The following is an 18,563-nucleotide window of genomic DNA, read 5'->3' on the forward strand; positions in this document are numbered from 1 at the left end:
GGGTCGAGGGGAGTGGCACCGATGGACCGGCGTCCGGCGATCAAACCGGGACCCGACCTCCGGCAGGCTGACACCGGCCGGGACGACGACAGCTTCGATTCGGCGACCGACGGAGACGGTTTCGGCCCTCTTCGGGTACGGACCGAAGACGCTGGCCCGCATCCTGCGGATGCGCCGCGCGCTGGACCTGGCCCGCGCCGGTGCGCCGCTCGCCGAGGTGGCGGTGCGCAGCGGGTACGCCGACCAGGCCCACCTGACCCGCGAGGTGCGGGAACTGGCCGGGGTGCCGCCGACCCGGCTGCTCGCCCCGGCCCGGAGCCGCCCGCAGGCGACCTGACCGGCCCGGAAGCGGCCCGCGAGCCGGCTCCCGTCTACTCGGCCGCAGGCAGCGGGGCGAACAGGTCCACGCCGTTGCCGTCCGGGTCGTGCAGGACCGCGTACCGCTGGCCCCAGAACGCGTCCCACGGCGGCATCTCGCCGTGGTGCCCGGCACCGGTCAGCTCGGCGTACCAGCGGTCCACCTCCGACGGGTCGGCGCACCGGAAGGCCAGGCTCATCCGGTTGTTGCCGCCGGACGGGTCGAAGTCGGGGTGGAAGCTGCGGATCACCTCGACCGTGTCCCAGGCCAGCCGTACGCCGTTCGGCAGGGTGACCTCGACGTGCCCTTCCGCCTCGGCGCCGGCCGGGATCGGCAGCCCCAGCCGCCGGTAGAAGTCGAGCGTGCGGGCCATGTCGGTGACCACGGTCCCGACCAGATCGAACTGCGGTGTCATGCCGGCCACGGTAGGCGCGACCGGCCCGGCCCGTCTTGAACGGATCGGACGGGGGACGAGTGGCCGGTGTGGCCGCGCACCCGGACGCCGAGACGTTACGGTGAGGGACAAGTCCGGCTCCGAGCAACAAAGCTCGCATTCCGGGCGTGCTCCGATGACCGGCGAGGGAAGGAAAGCAGCCGTGACGCATCTGGCCTACCTGGACGCGGGATCCGGCAGTCTCATCGTGCAGGCGGTGGTCGGCGGGGTGGCCGGGGTGGCGGTGGCCGCCAAGCTCTACTGGCGCCGCCTGGTGTCCCGGTTCCGGCGTCAGCCCTCCGACCAGGGCCCGGCGGCGTGACGATCCCCGACACCGGCGTCCGCGTCGAGCCCGGCTCCTTCCGCGACCCCGGCAACCGGGTGTTCCACCGGGGCGAGGAGGTGCTGCGCGGGCTCGACGAGCGCTCCGCCCGGGACTGGCGGGCGCTGTCCGTCACCGACTTCTTCCGGCAGGCCACCAGCACCGGGCAGATCGTCGGCACCGAGGAACTGACCCCGACCCCTGTCGACGCGCCCTGGACCACGGTGCTGCGGCACGAGCGGATCCCGTTCGTCTCGCACCCCTACGAGTGGTCGTCCGCGATGCTGCGCGACGCGGCGCTGCTGCACCTGGACGTGCTGCGCGCCGCCCTGGAAGCAGGCTTCACCACGAAGGACGGCTCGGCGTACAACGTGCAGTGGCGCGGCGCCCGGCCGGTCTTCATCGACGTCGGCTCGTTCGAGGCACTGCGCGACGGCGAACCCTGGGCCGGCTACCGGCAGTTCTGCCAGACGCTGCTCTACCCGCTGCTCATCCAGGCCCACCTCGGGCTGGACTTCCAGCCGTTCCTGCGCGCCCGCGTCGACGGCGTCGAACCGGACCAGATGCGCCGGCTGTTCGGCGGCACCCGGCGCTGGCGGGCTGGCGTGCCCACCCACGTGCACCTGCACGGCGCCATGCAGGCCCGCAACTCCGCCGCGAGCACCACAGACGTCCGCGCCCAGTTGCGCGCCGCCGGGTTCTCCCGCGAGCTGGCCCTGGCAACGGTACTCGGGCTGACGAAGCTGGTCCGCCGCCTCGACCACCGGCCCGGCGACAGCCACTGGTCGGACTACCAGCGCACCTGCGCGTACTCGGTGCCGGACCGGCAGGCCAAGGAGGAGTTCGTCGACCGGGCGGTGGCCGCCGTCGGTGGCGGCTCGGCGCTGGACCTGGGCGCCAACGACGGCCGGTACGCCCGCATCGCCGCCCGGCACGCCGCGCACGTCGTCGCCGTCGAGCAGGACCCGGCGGTGGTCGACACGCTCTACCGCGCGCTGCGCGAGGAGGGCGAGACACGGATCCTGCCGCTGGTGATGGACCTGGCCGACCCGTCCCCGGGCGGCGGCTGGCGCGGCGTCGAGCGGGCCGCGTTCGCCGACCGGGCCCGCGCGGACACCGTCCTGGCCCTGGCCGTGGTGCACCACCTCGCGATCGGGCGCAACGTGCCACTGCCCGAGGTGCTCGACCAGCTCACCGCGCTCACCGTCACCGGCGGCAGCCTGGTGGTGGAGTTCGTCCACCCGGACGACCCGATGGCCCGCCGCCTGCTGGCGAACAAGCCCGACGGCCTGTTCCCGGACTACCGGCGCGACGTCTTCGAGGCGCTGCTCGCGCGCCGGGGCCGGGTGGTCGCCCGGACCGAGCTGCCGTCCGGCACCCGCACGCTCTACCAGGTGGTGGTGGGTGGCTGAGGACACCCTCGCGCCACCCCGCGACCACACGGCCGTCCCGGTCCGGCGGGAACGCCGGCAGTGGTGGCGGGCCGAGGCGGCCCGGCTGGCCGAGGTGGTGGCGCTGGTCGGGCTGGTGGTCACCCAGCCCTTGCTCGACGTGCTCGGCCGCAGCCCCGACTTCTTCCTGTTCCACCGCGCCTCCCGGGCCGACGTGCTGCTGCTGGTCGCCCTGATCGCGCTCGCGCCGACAGCGCTGTTCGCGCTGCTGGGCGCGTTTGCGCTGCCCGCCGGACGCCTCACCCGGGCCGCCGTGCACACCGTGTTCGTGGGCCTGCTGCTCGCCGCGCTGGCGGTCCAGGTCGGCCGGCACGTCACGCCGCTTCGGGGCGTACCCCTGCTCGTTGTCGCCGGTGTGGCCGGAGCCGCCGGCGCGGCCGCACACCGGCGGTGGCGGGCGCCCCGGCGGGTGCTGCGGGTCGCCGCCGCCGGGCCGCTGGTGTTCGTCGGGCTGTTCCTGTTCGCCTCGCCCGCCTCGGCGGTGGTGCTGCCGCGCGGCGAGGGCGGCGCGGCCGGTGTGGCCGGCGCGGGTGCGCACCCGCCGGTGGTCATGATCGTGCTGGACGAGTTGCCGCTCGTCTCCCTGCTCGGCCCGGACGGCCGGATCGACGCCGAGCGCTACCCGAACTTCGCGGCACTGGCCGGCGGGTCGACTTGGTACCGCAACGCCACCGGCGTCAGCGGCTGGACGCCCTACGCGCTGCCCGCGATGCTCACCGGGCGCTACCCGGAGAGAGGATCGGCGCCGCACTACTCGCAGTACCCGGACAACCTGTTCACCGCGCTCGGCGGCCTCTACCGGATCAAGGCCGAGGAGAGCATCACCCGGCTCTGCCCGCCGAGCCGCTGCGAGCAGGCCACCACGCCGGAACAAGGGCTCGGCGTGCTGGTCCGGGAGAGCGGCCGGCTGCTCGGACGGATCGCCGCGCCGGTGGACAGCCGGATCGACCCGGAGGACTCCTACCGCGAGCGGACCGCCGCCGAGGCCGGGCTGGACGCCGCCGAGCCGGTGCCTGACGACCCGAAGTTCCGCTGGGACACCCTCGACGACAACCAGCCGGCCCGGTTCACCTCGTTCCTGGCCGGGCTGCGCCCCGACACCCGGCCCACGCTGCACTTCCTGCACCTGCTGATGCCGCACTCGCCGTGGGCGTACCTGCCGTCCGGGGCGCACTACGCGGCGCCGGACGACCTGCCCAACGACGGCGCCGGCTGGGTCGACCTGGCCCGCGCCCGGCACCTGGCCCAGCTCGGCTACACCGACCGGCTGATCGGCGAGACGCTGCGGACGCTGCGCGCCACCGGCCTCTACGACAAGGCGCTGGTCGTGGTCACCGCCGACCACGGCGTCAGCTTCCGCCGGGACTGGCAGGGCCGGGGGATGGACGCCATCGACCACGCCGCGAACGAGGTGGCCTGGGTGCCGATGTTCGTCAAGGAACCCGGCCAGCGCGCCGGACGGGTGGACGACCGCAACTGGGAACACGTCGACCTGCTGCCCACGATCGCCGACGAGACGCACATGCGGGTGCCCTGGCGGATGGACGGCCGGTCGGCGAAGGCGGCCCCGCGCGAACGGGCCGACAAACGCTTCTACGACCGCCCCGGCCAGCCGGTCACCATCAACGGCGGTGTGCCCGCGCCGCTCCCGCCGCCTCCCGTCGACCCGCTCGTCGGCACCCGGGTCGGTGACGTGCCGGTCGCCGGGACCGCCACGGTGGCGAACCGGGACGCGTTCGACGCGGTCGACCCGGCCGGCGGCGGGCTGCCCGCGATGGTCTGGGGCACCGTGCCGGACGGCGTACCCGACGGCACCCGGCTCGCCGTGGCGGTCAACGGCACCGTCGGCGCGGTGGTGCCCGTGGTGCCCCCGGACGCCGCCGGGCGGCGGTTCGCCGCGCTGCTCGCCGACGACCGTCTGTTCGCCGCCGGAGCCAACCGGCTCGACCTCTACCGGGTCGGCGACGACGGGACGCTGCGGCGGCTCACGCTGTCGTGACGGACCTCCCGAGCGTGCCCATGGCCGCGCTCCCATCCGGTTTCCGGACCGGCTGGCCGGGAAACAGGTGACGCACACCTCACCCTCAAACCATGACGAGCGGTGTTCTCCGCGCCGTGATTACGGTAGAAGCGAAGGCAATTCAACGAAGATCTTGCCGGCGAAGCGAGGAACAGATGACGGAAGTCAAGCTCGACCACCCCGGTGGGCAGCTGTCGATGCCGGTGCAGTCCGCGGTTGAGGGCCCCGCCGGGATCGGGGTGAGCAAGCTGCTCAAGGAAACCGGGATGACCACGTACGACCCCGGTTTCGTGAACACCGCGTCCTGCTCGTCCGCCATCACCTACATCGACGGTGATGCCGGCATCCTGCGGTACCGGGGTTACCCGATCGACCAGCTGGCCGAGAAGTCCTCTTTCCTGGAGGTCTCCTACCTGCTGATCTACGGCGAGCTGCCGTCCCAGACGCAGCTCACGGAGTTCAGCGAGCGGATCCGGCGGCACTCGCTGCTGCACGAGGAGATGCGTCGCTTCTTCGACGGCTTCCCCCGCGACGCGCACCCGATGGCCGTGCTCTCCTCGGCCGTCAGCGCCATCTCGACCTTCTACCAGGACAGCCTGGACCCGTTCGACTCCGAGCACGTGGAGATGTCCACGGTGCGGCTGATGGCGAAGGTCCCCACCATCGCCTCGTACGCGTACAAGAAGTCGATCGGGCAGCCGCTGCTGTACCCGGACAACTCGCTGGGCTACGTCGAGAACTTCCTGCGGATGACGTTCGGCGTACCGGCCGAGCCGTACGAGGTCGACCCGGTCGTCGCCCGGGTGCTGGACATGCTGTTCATCCTGCACGCCGACCACGAGCAGAACTGCTCCACCTCGACCGTGCGGCTGGTCGGCTCCAGCAACGCCAACCTGTTCGCCTCGGTCTCGGCCGGCGTGAACGCGCTGTTCGGCCCGCTGCACGGCGGCGCCAACCAGGCCGTGCTGGAGATGCTCCAGAAGATCCAGGCCGACGGCGGCGACGTCCGCTCCTTCGTGCAGAAGGTGAAGGACAAGCAGGACGGCGTGAAGCTGATGGGCTTCGGGCACCGGGTCTACAAGAACTACGACCCGCGCGCCGCCATCGTCAAGAAGGCCGCCCAGGACGTGCTCGGCCGGATGGCCAAGCCGGACCCGCTGCTGGACCTCGCGGTGCAGCTCGAGGAGATCGCGCTCGCCGACGACTTCTTCGTGTCCCGGCGGCTCTACCCGAACGTGGACTTCTACACCGGCCTGATCTACAAGGCCATGGGCTTCCCGACGAAGATGTTCACGGTGCTGTTCGCGCTCGGCCGGCTGCCCGGCTGGATCGCGCAGTGGCGCGAGATGATCAACGACCCGGAGACCAAGATCGGTCGCCCGCGGCAGATCTACACCGGCGCCACCGAGCGGGACTACGTCCCCGCCGCCCAGCGCTGACCGTGCAAGGAAGGGCCCCTTCTTAACGCCTCAGGTAGAGGAGGGGCCCCCTTTTAACACGCGGACGACGAAGGCCGCCGACCCTGCTCGGGTCGGCGGCCTTCGTCGTGCGCACCGGGGTGCGGGGGCGTTAATAAGGGGCCCTTCCTCTACCTGAGGCGTTAATAGGGGGCCCTTCCTTACCTCAAGCCGGCGGCGGTGAGGAGGTTGCCCTCGGGGACTCGCGGGCTCGTGTGGCCGTGTGCCATGCGGTGCTGGGCGCGGGCCGCGGTGAACGCCGGGTCGCCGGCGATGGCGGCGGCGTACGCGGCAGCCGTGCGGGACGCGATGGCCGCCCAGCCGTACTGCTCGTGCACCATCGTGCGGGCCCGCCGGGCGAGCGCACGCGCCCGGTCCCGGTCGGACAGCAGCGTGTGCACCGCCTCGGCGAGGCCGTCCGGGTCGTGCGGGGCGAACGTCATTCCGGTGACGCCCGGCTCCACGATCTCGGCCAGCCCACCGGTACGGGCGACTGCCAGCGGCGCGCCCGCGGCGGCCCCCTCCAGCGCCACCATGCCGAACGGCTCGTAGATGCTCGGCACCGCGAAGCAGTCCGAGGCGGCCATGACGGCGGGCAGGTCGGTGCCGCCGAGGAACCCGGGCATGCTCACGGTGGCGCCCAGCCCGAGGCGGTGCACCTCGGCCTCCAGTTCCGCCTTGTACGGCCCGTCGCCGACGATCACCGCGCGCAGGCCCGGGTGCCGGTCGCGCAGCCGGGGCAGCCCGGCCAGCAGGTGCTGCACACCCTTCTCGTACACCAGGCGCCCGGCGAACGTGACCAGCGGGCCGTCGGCGGCGAACCGGGCGCGGGCGGCGGCGACCGCCGACGCGGGCACCCGCCAGCGGTGCGGCTCGACGCCGTTGGGGACCACGTCGACGCGGGTGGCGTCCACGCCGAACAGCGCGCCCACCTCGTCGCGCATGTAACCGGAGCAGACGATCACGCGCCCGGACTCGCCGGCGAGCCAGTGCTCGACGCCGTGGATGGTGCGGTTCATCTCCTCGGGCAGCCAGCCCTGGTGCCGGCCCGCCTCGGTGGCGTGGATGGTGCTGACCAGCGGCACGTCCAGGTGCTCGCGCAGCGTCATCGCGGTGTGCGCGACGAGCCAGTCGTGGGCGTGGATGACGTCGTAGGTGCCGGAGGAGGCGGCGCGCAGCGCGGCCCGGGTGAGGGTGTGGTTGAACGCCATCGTCCAGGCGAGCAGCGAGCCGGTGGCGAGGGGGAAGGTGACCGGGTCCTCGGCGGCGCGGACGATGCGGACGCCGTCGGCGTACTCCTCCAGGGGAGCGCCCTCGGCGTGGCGGGTGACGACTGTGACCTCGTGCCCGGCGGCGGCCAGGGCGACTGACAGCGCGTGGACGTGGCGGCCGAGCCCGCCGACGAGCACCGGCGGGTACTCCCACGACAGCATCAGGATGCGCCGGGTCCGGGGCGCGGACCCGCCTGGCGACGGGGGCGCCGGGCGGGAGGTGAGGGTGGGCCGGTGGAGCCGGTCCGTCGCGGTGGCGGGCTGAGCGCCGACCCGCAGAGTGGTCACGTGGATCTCCGTCCATGCATGGTGAGGCACGCCGGCTTCGGTGGCGGCGTCGAGCGGTGGTGAGGTGTGGCCGAACGGCCGGGCGGGCCCGCGCGCGCGTGGGGCCCGGATCCAGGAAAGTCCATCCGCCGCCGGTCCGCATCTCGAAAAGGGCGATCGTGACGGATGACACCCGAACGTCTATCCGTTCGCACGAGGGCGGATTCGGTTACGGTCCGAACGGGTGGATTGACGGCGGGTACGACTGGGCATCACCGGCGTGCGCATCGGCGGTTCCCCCTGTCCGGTGCGCTCACGATCATGGGCCGAAGGAGCGACATGCAGGTCTGGCCGGGCGAGAGCTACCCCCTCGGCGCCACGTACGACGGGATGGGCACCAACTTCGCGATCTTCTCCGAGGTGGCGGAGAAGATCGAGCTGTGCCTGTTCGACGAGTGGGACATCGGCACCGAGCGGCGGGTGGAGCTGCGCGAGGTCGACGCGTACGTCTGGCACGCCTACATCCCCGGTGTCGAGCCCGGCCAGCGCTACGGCTACCGGGTGCACGGGCCGTGGAACCCGGCCGAGGGGCTGCGATGCAATCCGCACAAGCTGCTGCTCGACCCGTACGCGAAGGCGGTCGACGGGGAGATCACCTGGGATCCGTCGGTCTACGACTACGAGGTCGGCGGCGACCCGGACCTGATGAACACCGCCGACTCGGCGCCGTACATGCCGAAGTCGGTGGTGGTGAACCCGTACTTCGACTGGGGCAACGACCGGCCGCCGCGCACCCCGTACCACCACTCGGTGATCTACGAGGCGCACGTGCGCGGCCTGACCATGCGCCACCCGGGCATCCCGGAGGAGCTGCGCGGCACGTACGCGGCGATCGCCTCACCGGTGATGATCGAGCACTTCAAGCGGCTCGGCGTGACGGCGGTGGAGCTGATGCCGGTGCACGAGTTCGTGCACGACCACCGCCTGGCCGACCTGGGGCTGCGCAACTACTGGGGCTACAACACCATCGGCTTCTTCGCCCCGCACCACGGCTACTCCGCGCTGGGCCGCCTCGGCCAGCAGGTGCAGGAGTTCCGGGGCATGGTCAAGGCGCTGCACGCCGCCGGCATCGAGGTCATCCTCGACGTGGTCTACAACCACACCGCCGAGGGCAACCACCTCGGGCCGTCGCTGAGCTTCAAGGGCATCGACACCCCCAGCTACTACCGGCTCTCCGAGGACGACCGGCGGTACTTCGTCGACTACACCGGCACCGGCAACAGCCTCAACGTCCGCAGCCCGCACTCGCTGCAACTGATCATGGATTCGCTGCGCTACTGGGTCACCGAGATGCACGTCGACGGCTTCCGGTTCGACCTGGCGGCCACGCTCGCCCGCGAGTTCTACGAGGTGGACCGACTGTCCACGTTCTTCGAGGTGGTGCAGCAGGACCCGGTGGTCGGCCGGGTCAAGCTCATCGCCGAGCCGTGGGACGTGGGCCCCGGCGGCTACCAGGTCGGCAACTTCCCGCCGCAGTGGACCGAGTGGAACGGCAAGTACCGCGACACCGTCCGCGACTTCTGGCGCGGCGAGCCGGCTACGCTCGCCGAGTTCGCCTCCCGCATCTCCGGCTCGGCCGACCTCTACCAGGACGACGGCCGCCGCCCGTTCCACAGCATCAACTTCGTCACCTGCCACGACGGGTTCACGCTCACCGACCTGGTCTCCTACAACGACAAGCACAACGAGGCGAACGGCGAGGACAACCGGGACGGGGAGAGCCACAACCGGTCCTGGAACTGCGGCGTCGAGGGCGAGACCGACGACCCGGGCGTACGCGCGCTGCGCGCCCGGCAGCGGCGCAACTTCCTGGCCACGCTGATCCTGTCCCAGGGCGTGCCGATGCTCGGCCACGGCGACGAGCTGGGCCGCACCCAGCGCGGCAACAACAACGCCTACTGCCAGGACAGCGAAATCGCCTGGGTCGACTGGGACCGGGCCGACGACGAGCTGCTGGACTTCGTCCGCCGGCTCACCGAGTTCCGCAACCGGCACCAGGTGTTCCGCCGCCGCCGGTTCTTCACCGGCCTGCCGGTGGGCGGCCGGGCCGCCGGGTCCGGACTGCCGGACCTGGCCTGGTACACCCCGGACGGCCGGGAGATGACCGGCGAGGACTGGGGCAACGACTTCGGCCGCTCGGTGGCCCTGTTCGTCAACGGCGACGGCATCGGCGAGCGCGGCCAGTACGGCCAGCGCCACCGGGACGACTCGTTCCTGCTGCTGTTCAACGCGCACGACGCGCCGCTGGACTTCACGCTGCCCGGCGAGGAGTTCGGCACCCGGTGGGAGCTGGTGATCAGCACCGCGGAACCCGATCCGGAGAAGACGACGCTCGTCGAGGCGGGCGGCACGGTCTGCGTGCCGGACCGTTCGCTGCTGGTCCTGGAGAGGACGGCCTGACCGATGCCCGACACCCCCCGCTCGACGTACCGGGTCCAGGTGCGTCCCGGCTTCGACCTGGACGCCACGGCCGAGCTGGCGGGCTACCTCGCCGCGCTCGGCGTCACCCACCTCTACACCGCGCCCCTGCTCACCGCCACCCCCGGCTCCACGCACGGCTACGACGTGGTGGACCACCGCGCGGTCAACCCGCAGCTCGGCGGCGAGGCCGCCCGGGCGCGGCTGGTCCGGGCGCTGCGCGCGGCCGGGCTGGGCCTGGTCGTGGACATCGTGCCCAACCACGCCGGGGTGGCCCGGCCCGAGGCCAACCCGGCCTGGTGGGACGTGCTGCGGCGGGGACGCGAATCGGCGTACGCGCGCTGGTTCGACATCGACTGGGACCGCGGACGGCTGTTGCTGCCGGTGCTCGCCGACACCGCCGACGCGCTCGACGACCTGAAGCTCGTCGACGGAGAGCTGCGCTACCACGAGCACCGCTTCCCGGTCGCCGACGGCACGGGCGACGGCACGCCCCGGCAGGTGCACGACCGGCAGCACTACGAGCTGGTGAACTGGCGGCGCGGCGACGCCGAGCTGACGTACCGCCGGTTCTTCGCCGTGTCCGACCTGGCCGGCCTGCGGGTGGAGGACCCGGAGGTCTTCGACGCCACCCACGCGGAGATCCTGCGCTGGGTCGCCGCCGGGGACGTCGACGGCATCCGGGTCGACCACCCGGACGGGCTGCGCGACCCGGCCGGCTACCTGGCCCGGTTGCGCGCCGCCGCACCGGAGAGCTGGCTCGTGGTGGAGAAGATCCTGGAGTACGGCGAGGACCTGCCGGACTGGCCGGTCGACGGCACCACCGGCTACGACGCGTTGGCCGCCGTGTCCGGGCTGTTCGTCGACCCGGACGCCGAACCGGAGTTCACCACTCTGGACGGCCGGCTGACCGGACGGCACACGTCCTGGGCCGACCTGACGCACGCCACCAAGCTGGAGGCCGCCACCCGGCTGCTCGCCGCCGAGCTGACCCGGCTGGCCGCGCTCGTGCCGGAGCTGCCCGGCGAGCAGGTCCGCGCCGCCCTGGCCGAGCTGGCCGCCTGCTTCCCGGTCTACCGCGGCTACCCGCCCGAGGGCGCCCGGCACCTGGCCGCCGCCCGCAGCGAAGCAGGCCGCCGCCGTCCCGACCTGACCGGCGTGCTGGACGCGGTCACCGCCCGGCTGCGCGACCCCGGCCACGAGCTGGCCGCCCGGTTCCCGCAGTTCACCGGCGCGGTCATGGCCAAGGGCGTGGAGGACACCGCGTACTACAGGTGGAGCCGGTTCGTCGCCCTCAACGAGGTCGGCGGCAGCCCGGCCCACTTCGGCGTACCAGCGGCCGAGCTGCACCGGTTCGCCGCCACCCGGCAGGTCCGCTGGCCGGCGAGCATGACCGCGCTCTCCACCCACGACACCAAGCGCGGCGAGGACGTCCGCGCCCGGCTCGCGGTGCTGTCCGAGATGCCCGGCCGCTGGGCCGAGCGGGTCGCCGACTGGATGTCCCGCGCGCCGCTGGCCGACCCCGCGCTGGCCCACCTGCTCTGGCAGACCGCCGTCGGGGCGTGGCCGATCGAGCGGGAGCGACTGCACGGGTACGCCGAGAAGGCCGCCCGGGAGGCGTCGGTCACCACCAGCTGGGCCGACCCGGACCCGTCCTTCGAGCACGAGATGCACGCCCTTGTCGACCGGATGTACGACGACCCGGAACTGCACGCCCAGATCACCGCGTTCGCCGCCGAGATCACCCCGCCCGGCTGGTCCAACGCGCTCGGGCAGAAGCTGGTGCAGCTCGCCATGCCCGGTGTGCCCGACGTCTACCAGGGCACCGAGCTGTGGGAGAACTCGCTCGTCGACCCGGACAACAGGCGGCCTGTCGACTTCGCCGTACGCCGGGACATGCTGGCCCGGCTCGACGCCGGATGGCGGCCCGCGGTGGCCGACGACGGCGCGGCCAAGCTGCTCGTGGTGTCCCGGACGCTGCGGTTGCGCCGCGACCGCCCGGACCTGTTCGGCGGCTACCGGCCGGTGCCGGCGCGCGGCCCGGCCGCCGCGCACGCGGTGGCCTTCGACAGGGGCGGCGCGGTGGCGGTGGCGACCCGGCTGCCGCTGCGGCTGGCCCGCTCCGGCGGCTGGCGGGACACGACAGTGTCACTTCCCGTTCATCAGTGCACCGACTTGTTCACCGGGCGGGTCTACAGTGGTTCTGAGCTGCTCCTGGATGATCTGCTGAGCACCTATCCCGTCGCCCTCCTCGCACCCACCGACTCTGTGGAGGCCGCCGCATGACCGAGTTCACGGTGTGGGCGCCCGAGGCCGCCCGGGTGCGGCTGCGCCTGCCCGGCGCCGCCGACCACGCGATGCGTCAGGGGCCGGACGGCTGGTGGCGGGTCGAGGTGCCCGACGCCGGGCCGGGCACCGACTACGCGTTCCTGCTCGACGACGACGAGCAGGCCCTGCCGGACCCGCGCTCGGCCTGGCAGCCGGCCGGGGTGCACGGGCCCAGCCGGCTCTACGACCACGCCGCGTTCGGCTGGACCGACGCCGCCTGGACCGGCCGGCAACTACCCGGCAGCGTGCTGTACGAGCTGCACATCGGCACGTTCACCCCGGAGGGCACGTTCGACGCTGCGATCGCGAAGCTCGACCACCTGGTCGACCTCGGCGTCGACATGGTCGAACTGCTGCCCGTCAACGCGTTCAACGGCGAGTACAACTGGGGCTACGACGGCGTGTGCTGGTATGCCCCGCACGAGCCGTACGGCGGCCCGGACGGCCTGAAACGGTTCGTCGACGCCGCCCACGCCAAGGGCCTGGGGGTGATCCTCGACGTCGTCTACAACCATTTCGGGCCCTCCGGGGCCTACGCGCCGCGGTTCGCGCCGTACCTCACCGAGCAGAGCAACACCTGGGGCCGCACCGTCAACCTGGACGGCCCGCACTCCGACGGGGTGCGCCGCTACATCGCCGACAGCGTGCTGACCTGGCTGCGCGACTACCACGTCGACGGGCTGCGGCTGGACGCCGTGCACGCCATGCCGGACGGCCGGGCCGTGCACTGGCTGGAGGAGGTCGCCGCCGAGGTCGAGGCGCTGTCGACGCACCTCGGACGGCCGCTGTCGCTGATCGCCGAGAGCGACCTCAACGACCCGCGCCTGATCACGCCCCGCGAGGCGGGCGGGTACGGCCTGCACGCCCAGTGGAACGACGACGCCCACCACGCGCTGCACACGCTGCTCACCGGCGAGCGGCAGGGCTACTACGGCGACTTCGGCTCCCTGGAGTGCCTCACCGACGTGCTGACCGGCGGCTTCTTCCACGCCGGCACCTGGTCCAGCTTCCGCGGCCGCAGCCACGGCCGCCCGGTCGACAGGCAGCGCACGCCCGGCCACCGCTTCGTGGCGTACCTGCAGAACCACGACCAGATCGGCAACCGGGCCACCGGCGACCGGATCTCCGCCACGCTGTCGCCCGGCCTGCTGCGCGTCGGCGCGACGCTGCTGATGACCGCGCCGTTCACGCCGATGCTGTTCATGGGGGAGGAGTGGGCGGCCTCCACGCCGTGGCAGTTCTTCACCAGCCACCCCGAGCCGGAACTCGCGGCGGCGGTCGCGACCGGCCGCCGACGCGAGTTCGCCGACCACGGCTGGGCCACCGACGACGTACCCGACCCGCAGGACCCGCAGACGTTCCTGCGGTCCCGGCTGGACTGGGCCGAGCTGGACAAGCCGGAGCACCGCGAGACGTACGACCTCTACCGGCGGCTGATCGCGCTGCGCCGATCCCGGGCCGACCTGTCCGACCCCCGGCTCGACCGGGTCGGCGTACGCCACGGCGACCGGTTCCTGGTGATGCGGCGCGGCGAGACGCTCGTGGTGGCGAACCTGGCGGGCCGGGCACAGCGGATCAACCTGCCCGGCGTGGTACGCCGCGTGCTGCTCGCCACGTCCGAGGGCGTCACCGTGATGCGCGACGGGATCGAGTTGCCGCCGGAGAGCGCGGCGATCGTGGCGCTCTGAGCGCTCACTGGTGAAGTTTCCGCCGTACCGCCTCGGCGTCGGCGTGACCGAGTTCGTCGAGCAGCGCGAGTGACCGTTGCCAGGCGTCCCGGGCCGCGTCCGCTCGCCCGGCCGCGGCCCACGTGTCGCCGAGGTGGTCCAGCACGATGCCCTCGGCATGGCGGTCACCGATGTCGGTGAACAGGGCGAGGGCCTGCCGGAAGCAGTCGACTGCGTGCTCGTACTCGCCGAGGTGGTGGTGGGCGAAGCCGATGCTGTCCCACGTGTTCGCCTGCCCGTACGCGCTCCCGGCCTCCTCGGACAGGGCGAGCGCCCGGCGGCAGAAGGTGATCGCGTCGTGGTGCTCGCCGAGCTGCGAGTGGTACCAGCCGATCGCGTTGAGCGCGACCGCCTGCTTGAGCGGGCCGCCGACCCGTTCGTAGAGGGCGAGGCTCCGCCGCGCGTGCGGCAGGGCCTCCCGGGGCTGCCGCTGCCGGTCGTGCAGCATGCTGAGGTCGAAGTGGGTGTGCGCCCGCCCCTCGTCGTCGCCCAGGGCGGCGAACAGGTCGAGCGCGGCGAGCAGGTTGCGCTGCGCCTCGTCGTACCGGCCGAGGTTGGAGCAGGCCCCGGCCAGGAGCCGGTGCGCCTGGGCCTGCGCGGGACGGTCACCCGACCGCCGGGTCGCCTCGACCGCCCGGCGGGCCACTGTGGCCCAGTCGTGCCAGTGGCCCTGCCTGTCGAAGTAGGTGGCCAGGGTCCACGACAGCTGCCCGGCAGCGGTGTCGAGGCCGTTGCCGGCGGCGTAGTCGATGATCGCGAGGAGCACCTGGTGTTCGCTGGTGAACCAGGCCAGCGCGGCCGCCAGGTCGTCGAGCCGTTCGGCGGTCACCCCCGGCGCGGCGGGGGCCAGGGTCAGCGGGTCGCGCTGCGGGGACAGCAGCAGTGCGGCCGCGTGCGCCGTGTGCAGGTGGTGGTCGACCAGCCGGCACAGCGCGGGCCGGGTACCGGCCGGGTCGCCGGTCGCCCGCTCGACCGCGAAACTACGGACCAGATCGTGCATGCGGTACCGGCCCGCGACGTGCTCCTGCACGAGATGCGCGTCGACCAGCTCGCGCAGCAGCGGGCGCAGCTCGTCCGGCGTACGGGCGGTCAGGCCGGCCGCCGCGGCCCGGCTGATGTCCGGGCCCGGGGCGAGTCCGAGCAGCGTGAACACCTCCGCCGCGGCCGGTGTGAGCGCCGCGAGCGAGCGGGACAGCACCACGCGCAGGTTCGTCGTCGCCTCGTCGCCGGCCAGCGCGTCCAGCGGGTGGACAGCCGTGGTCAGCTCCGCCGCGACCGACGACAGGGGGAGTTCGGGGTGAAGCGCGGCACGGGCCGCCACGATCCCGAGCGCCAGCGGCAGACCTCCGCAGAAGCGCAGGATGTCCGCGACGGCGTCCGGGTGTCCCGCCACCCGTGCGGCACCCACCTGTCGGACGATCAGCTCGTGGGCCTCGTCGTCGGGCAGCACGTCCAGCGGCAGCGGACGCGCGCCGTGGGTGGTGACGAGGCCGGCCAGCTGCCGGCGGCTGGTCACCAGGACCGCACTCGTGGGCGTGCCGGGCAGCAGCGGGATCACCGTGGCGGTGTCGCGGGCGTCGTCGAGAACCACCAGCAGCCGGCGGCCGGCGACGAGCGTGCGGTACAGCGACGCCCGGGCGTCCGGGTCGGCCGGGACGCGTGCCGGTTCGACGCCGAGCGCTTCGAGGAATCCGCGCACCGCCGCGGGCCACGCCACCGGGTCCGCGGTCGGATCGAAGCCGCGCAGGTTGACGTAGAGCTGCCCGTCGGGGAAGCGGCCGGCGTTGGCGTGCGCCCAGCGCAGGGCCAGCCAGGTCTTTCCGACGCCACCGCCACCACCGATGGACGAGATCACCACCGGCGACCCGCCGCCGTCCGGGCGTCCCGCGTCGCCGAGTTGTTCGTCGAGGCGCGCGAGCTGGGCGGTCCGGCCGGCGAAGACCCCTGGCGACGCTGGTAGCTGCCGGGGCACGGCACCCGCATCCCGTGCCGTGCCGGTGGCCGTCGCGCTTGATCCGCCGCCGCCCGGCAGGTCCGGCGGCGCGATCGCCGCGTCGGCGGTGAGGATCTGCTGGTAGAGCTGTGCCAGCGGCGGGCTGGGGTCCGTACCGACCTCGGCGGCCAGCCGGCGGCGCATCCGGTGGAAGTGCTCGAGGGCGTCGGCCTGCCGCCCGCACCGGTACAACGCGAGCATCGCCTGCGCCGCCAGGCGCTCGTCCCACGGGTACCGGCCGCTCAACGCCAGAACGTCGGGGAGAAGGCGGACGTGCCGGCACTGACGTAGGGCGATGTCGTTGCGGTCCAGCGCGGCGGCGAGCCGCTGCCGGTCGAGGGTCTGCCGGTAGGCCACCAGCCACTGTGTGGTCAGCCCGTCGAACGCCTCGCCGCGCCAGAGACCCAGCGCCCGTTCCAGGCAGCTGATCGCTGTCGCGTCGTCCCCGGCGCGCCGAGCCTGCTCGGTCAGCTCGCGGAAGCGGTGCAGGTCGACGCGGTCCGGGTCGACGGCGAGCAGGTAGCCGGGATGGCGCCGGACGATGCGGACCTCGTCCGTGCCGGCCAGGGCCCGGCGGAGCCGGGACAGGTAGCCACGCAGGGTGGCGGTGGCCCCGTCCGGCACCTCGTCGCCCCAGACCCGGCTGATGAGCTGTTCGGTCGCGACGACACGGTTGGGCTCGACCAGCAGGGCGGCGAGGACGCACTGTTGACGGGCGTGACCGATCCGGACCGTCCGGCCGTCGACCCGGACGTCCAGGTCGCCGAGTACCCGGAACTCCACCGCCACGGACTGTCACGGTAGCCGCGGACGGCGATGGTCGGACCGGGCCTGACGACGATCCGACAGGCGGCAGCGCGACGGTCCGCGTTCCCGGTCTCCCGGTGCGCGGACCGCCGTGCCGGCGGGATCACGGGCAGTTGATCGGGAGATCCAGGGTGGGCCGGGGATCGTCGATCACCGCGTCCGGTCCGCAGTCACCGTCGTCCCAGCCGGGGCCGCCGACCAGGGTGTCCACGCCTTGGTCGCCGTAGAGGTGGTCGTCGTTGCTGCCGCCGTCCACGCGGTCGTTGCCGTCCAGGGCGCTGGGCCCGATGAAGCGGTCACCGTGGATGGTGTCGGCGCCGCCGTCGCCGTGGAGGTTGTCGTTGCCCAGGTCGCCCCAGATGTCGTCGCCGGTCAGCCCGCCGTAGACGATGTCGTCGCCGCTGTTGGCCTGGATGTCGTCGTTGCCGTCGAGCCCGCAGATGATGTCGTCGTAGACGCTTCCGACGATGACGTTGCGAGTTGTCGTGCCGATGATGAACTCCGGGCCGTTGGCGTTGTTGCTGACGTAGAGCGCGCCGGCGAATCTCAGGGTGTATCCGGCCGGCACCGGCGCCCCGGAGTAGGGGCCGCAGTCGGCGGGGACGATGTAGGCCGCGGACGCCGGGGCGGCGCCACCGGCAAGGCCCGCGGCGGCCAGGACGAGCGCACCGACCACCGAGGCGGCGGCACGCGAGGTGGAGAGGAAATGGTGTGACATGACGCTTCTCCCTTGCGGTTTGATGGATGCGAAAAGCGTCACCGGCGAGCGTTCAGCGGACGTGCAGCAAACGTTGAACCCGACTCGCCCCCGTCGATCTCGGAGTTGTGGCGCCTCGAATGTCGCCGATGTCGGGTTGGTGAACCACCACAACTCCAAGATCGGCGAAGAGGGGAGCGGTGAGTTCGCCGCGGCGGCGCGGTCCAACCTCCGACGGCCCGACTCTGGAGGTTCCATGTCCGACACGCTGACCCGCAGCGAGCTGTGGGCGCTCGCGCATGCCGAGCGCGCCGCCCTGGCGGACGATCTCGCCGGGCTCGACGCGGCGCAGTGGGCGCGGCCCTCGCTGTGCAGCCGGTGGACGGTGGAGGAGACGCTGGCGCACATGACCGCGGCGGCGAGCATCGGCCGCGTCCGCTGGCTCGCGAGCGTGCTCGGCGCCCGGTTCGACTTCGATCTGCACAACGACCGCCGGCTGGCCGAGCACCGGGGCACCGACCCGGGGGAGACGCTGGACCGGTTCCGCCGGATCATCCGCAGCACCACCTCGACGTTCGGGCCGACCGAGGCGTGGCTCGGTGAGGTGGTCGTGCACGCCCAGGACATCCGGCGTCCGCTAGGCCTGACACGTACGCCGTCGGTCGAGGCCGTCACGCCGGTCGCCCGGTTCTACGCCGGGCGGGACTTCACGGTGGCCGGGCGCAGCGCGATCGACGGCCTGCGGGTGGAGGCGACCGACGGACCGTTCACCGCCGGCTCCGGCCCGGTGGTCAGCGGCACCACGCTCGCGCTGATGATGGCGATGGCCGGGCGGGCCGCCTACTGCGACGACCTCACCGGCCCCGGCGTGCCGGCGCTGCGGGAGCGCTGCGCGCCCGCCTGACGACGCCCGGCGGCGGGAACGCGGGAGAACGGCGACGCCTGCCGCAGCGA

At 73.1% G+C, this 18,563-nt stretch carries 12 protein-coding genes and 1 pseudogene; 9 read left to right on the top strand and 4 right to left on the bottom strand.

Annotation, left to right across the window (positions count from 1 at the left end; translation table 11 throughout):
* Positions 1–97: 97 nt before the first annotated feature.
* A pseudogene (locus ABD52_RS38275) lies at positions 98–337 on the top strand (helix-turn-helix domain-containing protein); the annotation flags it as partial.
* A gap of 34 nt (positions 338–371) precedes the next feature.
* Here ABD52_RS38275 and ABD52_RS15100 read toward each other — a convergent pair.
* The gene (locus ABD52_RS15100; protein ID WP_047892247.1) at positions 372–773 is read right to left on the bottom strand and encodes a VOC family protein; all 402 of its coding nucleotides are present in this window, start codon (positions 771–773) and stop codon (positions 372–374) included.
* Between the two features lie 181 nt (positions 774–954).
* On the opposite strand from ABD52_RS15100, the gene ABD52_RS40205 reads away from it, so the two are divergent.
* The 4 genes from ABD52_RS40205 to ABD52_RS15115 all read left to right on the top strand — a co-directional run bounded on the left by ABD52_RS40205 (position 955) and on the right by ABD52_RS15115 (position 6,023).
* Positions 955–1,113: a hypothetical protein gene (locus tag ABD52_RS40205; RefSeq protein ID WP_013286005.1), complete on the top strand. Its 159-nt coding sequence runs from the start codon at positions 955–957 to the stop codon at positions 1,111–1,113.
* Positions 1,110–2,525 carry a methyltransferase domain-containing protein gene (locus ABD52_RS15105; RefSeq protein ID WP_047892230.1) on the top strand — a complete coding sequence of 472 codons (1,416 nt, stop codon included), beginning with the start codon at positions 1,110–1,112 and terminating at the stop codon, positions 2,523–2,525. The genes ABD52_RS40205 and ABD52_RS15105 overlap by 4 nt, the downstream gene beginning before the upstream one ends.
* A complete protein-coding gene (locus ABD52_RS15110; RefSeq protein ID WP_047892231.1) occupies positions 2,518–4,563 on the top strand; it encodes a sulfatase-like hydrolase/transferase in 2,046 nt (681 codons plus the stop codon). The genes ABD52_RS15105 and ABD52_RS15110 overlap by 8 nt, the downstream gene beginning before the upstream one ends.
* 176 nt (positions 4,564–4,739) lie before the next feature.
* Positions 4,740–6,023 carry a citrate synthase gene (locus tag ABD52_RS15115; RefSeq protein ID WP_013286008.1) on the top strand — a complete coding sequence of 428 codons (1,284 nt, stop codon included), beginning with the start codon at positions 4,740–4,742 and terminating at the stop codon, positions 6,021–6,023.
* A gap of 179 nt (positions 6,024–6,202) precedes the next feature.
* Here the strand turns inward: ABD52_RS15115 and ABD52_RS15120 are convergent, their stop codons facing one another.
* Positions 6,203–7,600 carry a glycosyltransferase family 4 protein gene (locus ABD52_RS15120; protein ID WP_047892232.1) on the bottom strand — a complete coding sequence of 466 codons (1,398 nt, stop codon included), beginning with the start codon at positions 7,598–7,600 and terminating at the stop codon, positions 6,203–6,205.
* Between the two features lie 318 nt (positions 7,601–7,918).
* Here ABD52_RS15120 and glgX point away from each other — a divergent pair, with 318 nt between their 5' ends.
* From glgX to treZ, 3 genes are read left to right on the top strand one after another with little or no spacing between them, the layout of a single operon-like run.
* Positions 7,919–10,039, top strand: coding sequence for a glycogen debranching protein GlgX (gene glgX, locus ABD52_RS15125; RefSeq protein ID WP_047892233.1), 2,121 nt, complete (start codon positions 7,919–7,921; stop codon positions 10,037–10,039).
* A gap of 3 nt (positions 10,040–10,042) precedes the next feature.
* Positions 10,043–12,343: a malto-oligosyltrehalose synthase gene (gene treY / locus ABD52_RS15130; protein WP_047892234.1), complete on the top strand. Its 2,301-nt coding sequence runs from the start codon at positions 10,043–10,045 to the stop codon at positions 12,341–12,343.
* Positions 12,340–14,073 (top strand): malto-oligosyltrehalose trehalohydrolase, encoded by a 1,734-nt coding sequence (treZ, locus tag ABD52_RS15135; protein WP_047892235.1) that lies wholly within the window; start codon positions 12,340–12,342, stop codon positions 14,071–14,073. The genes treY and treZ overlap by 4 nt, the downstream gene beginning before the upstream one ends.
* Before the next feature lie 4 nt (positions 14,074–14,077).
* Here the strand turns inward: treZ and ABD52_RS15140 are convergent, their stop codons facing one another.
* Both ABD52_RS15140 and ABD52_RS15145 read right to left on the bottom strand, forming a co-directional pair.
* Positions 14,078–16,894 (bottom strand): BTAD domain-containing putative transcriptional regulator, encoded by a 2,817-nt coding sequence (locus ABD52_RS15140; protein WP_047892236.1) that lies wholly within the window; start codon positions 16,892–16,894, stop codon positions 14,078–14,080.
* Positions 16,895–17,015: 121 nt separating this feature from the next.
* On the bottom strand, positions 17,016–17,630 hold the full coding sequence (locus tag ABD52_RS15145; RefSeq protein WP_047892237.1) for a calcium-binding protein: 615 nt from the start codon (positions 17,628–17,630) through the stop codon (positions 17,016–17,018).
* 235 nt (positions 17,631–17,865) lie between these two features.
* On the opposite strand from ABD52_RS15145, the gene ABD52_RS15150 reads away from it, so the two are divergent.
* A complete protein-coding gene (locus ABD52_RS15150; RefSeq protein ID WP_047892238.1) occupies positions 17,866–18,513 on the top strand; it encodes a maleylpyruvate isomerase family mycothiol-dependent enzyme in 648 nt (215 codons plus the stop codon).
* Positions 18,514–18,563 lie beyond the last annotated feature (50 nt).

Origin of the sequence: Micromonospora sp. RV43 (assembly GCF_001029515.1) — a bacterium.
Taxonomy (GTDB): domain Bacteria; phylum Actinomycetota; class Actinomycetes; order Mycobacteriales; family Micromonosporaceae; genus Micromonospora; species Micromonospora aurantiaca.

Excerpts from the sequence above, each read along its gene's own strand:
- treZ (WP_047892235.1), top strand. The coding sequence starts at position 12,340 with ATGACCGAGTTCACGGTGTGGGCGCCCGAGGCCGCCCGGGTGCGGCTG.
- glgX (WP_047892233.1), top strand. The coding sequence starts at position 7,919 with ATGCAGGTCTGGCCGGGCGAGAGCTACCCCCTCGGCGCCACGTACGAC.
- ABD52_RS15150 (WP_047892238.1), top strand. The coding sequence starts at position 17,866 with ATGTCCGACACGCTGACCCGCAGCGAGCTGTGGGCGCTCGCGCATGCC.
- ABD52_RS15100 (WP_047892247.1), bottom strand. The coding sequence starts at position 773 with ATGACACCGCAGTTCGATCTGGTCGGGACCGTGGTCACCGACATGGCC.
- ABD52_RS15145 (WP_047892237.1), bottom strand. The coding sequence starts at position 17,630 with ATGTCACACCATTTCCTCTCCACCTCGCGTGCCGCCGCCTCGGTGGTC.
- treY (WP_047892234.1), top strand. The coding sequence starts at position 10,043 with ATGCCCGACACCCCCCGCTCGACGTACCGGGTCCAGGTGCGTCCCGGC.
- ABD52_RS15115 (WP_013286008.1), top strand. The coding sequence starts at position 4,740 with ATGACGGAAGTCAAGCTCGACCACCCCGGTGGGCAGCTGTCGATGCCG.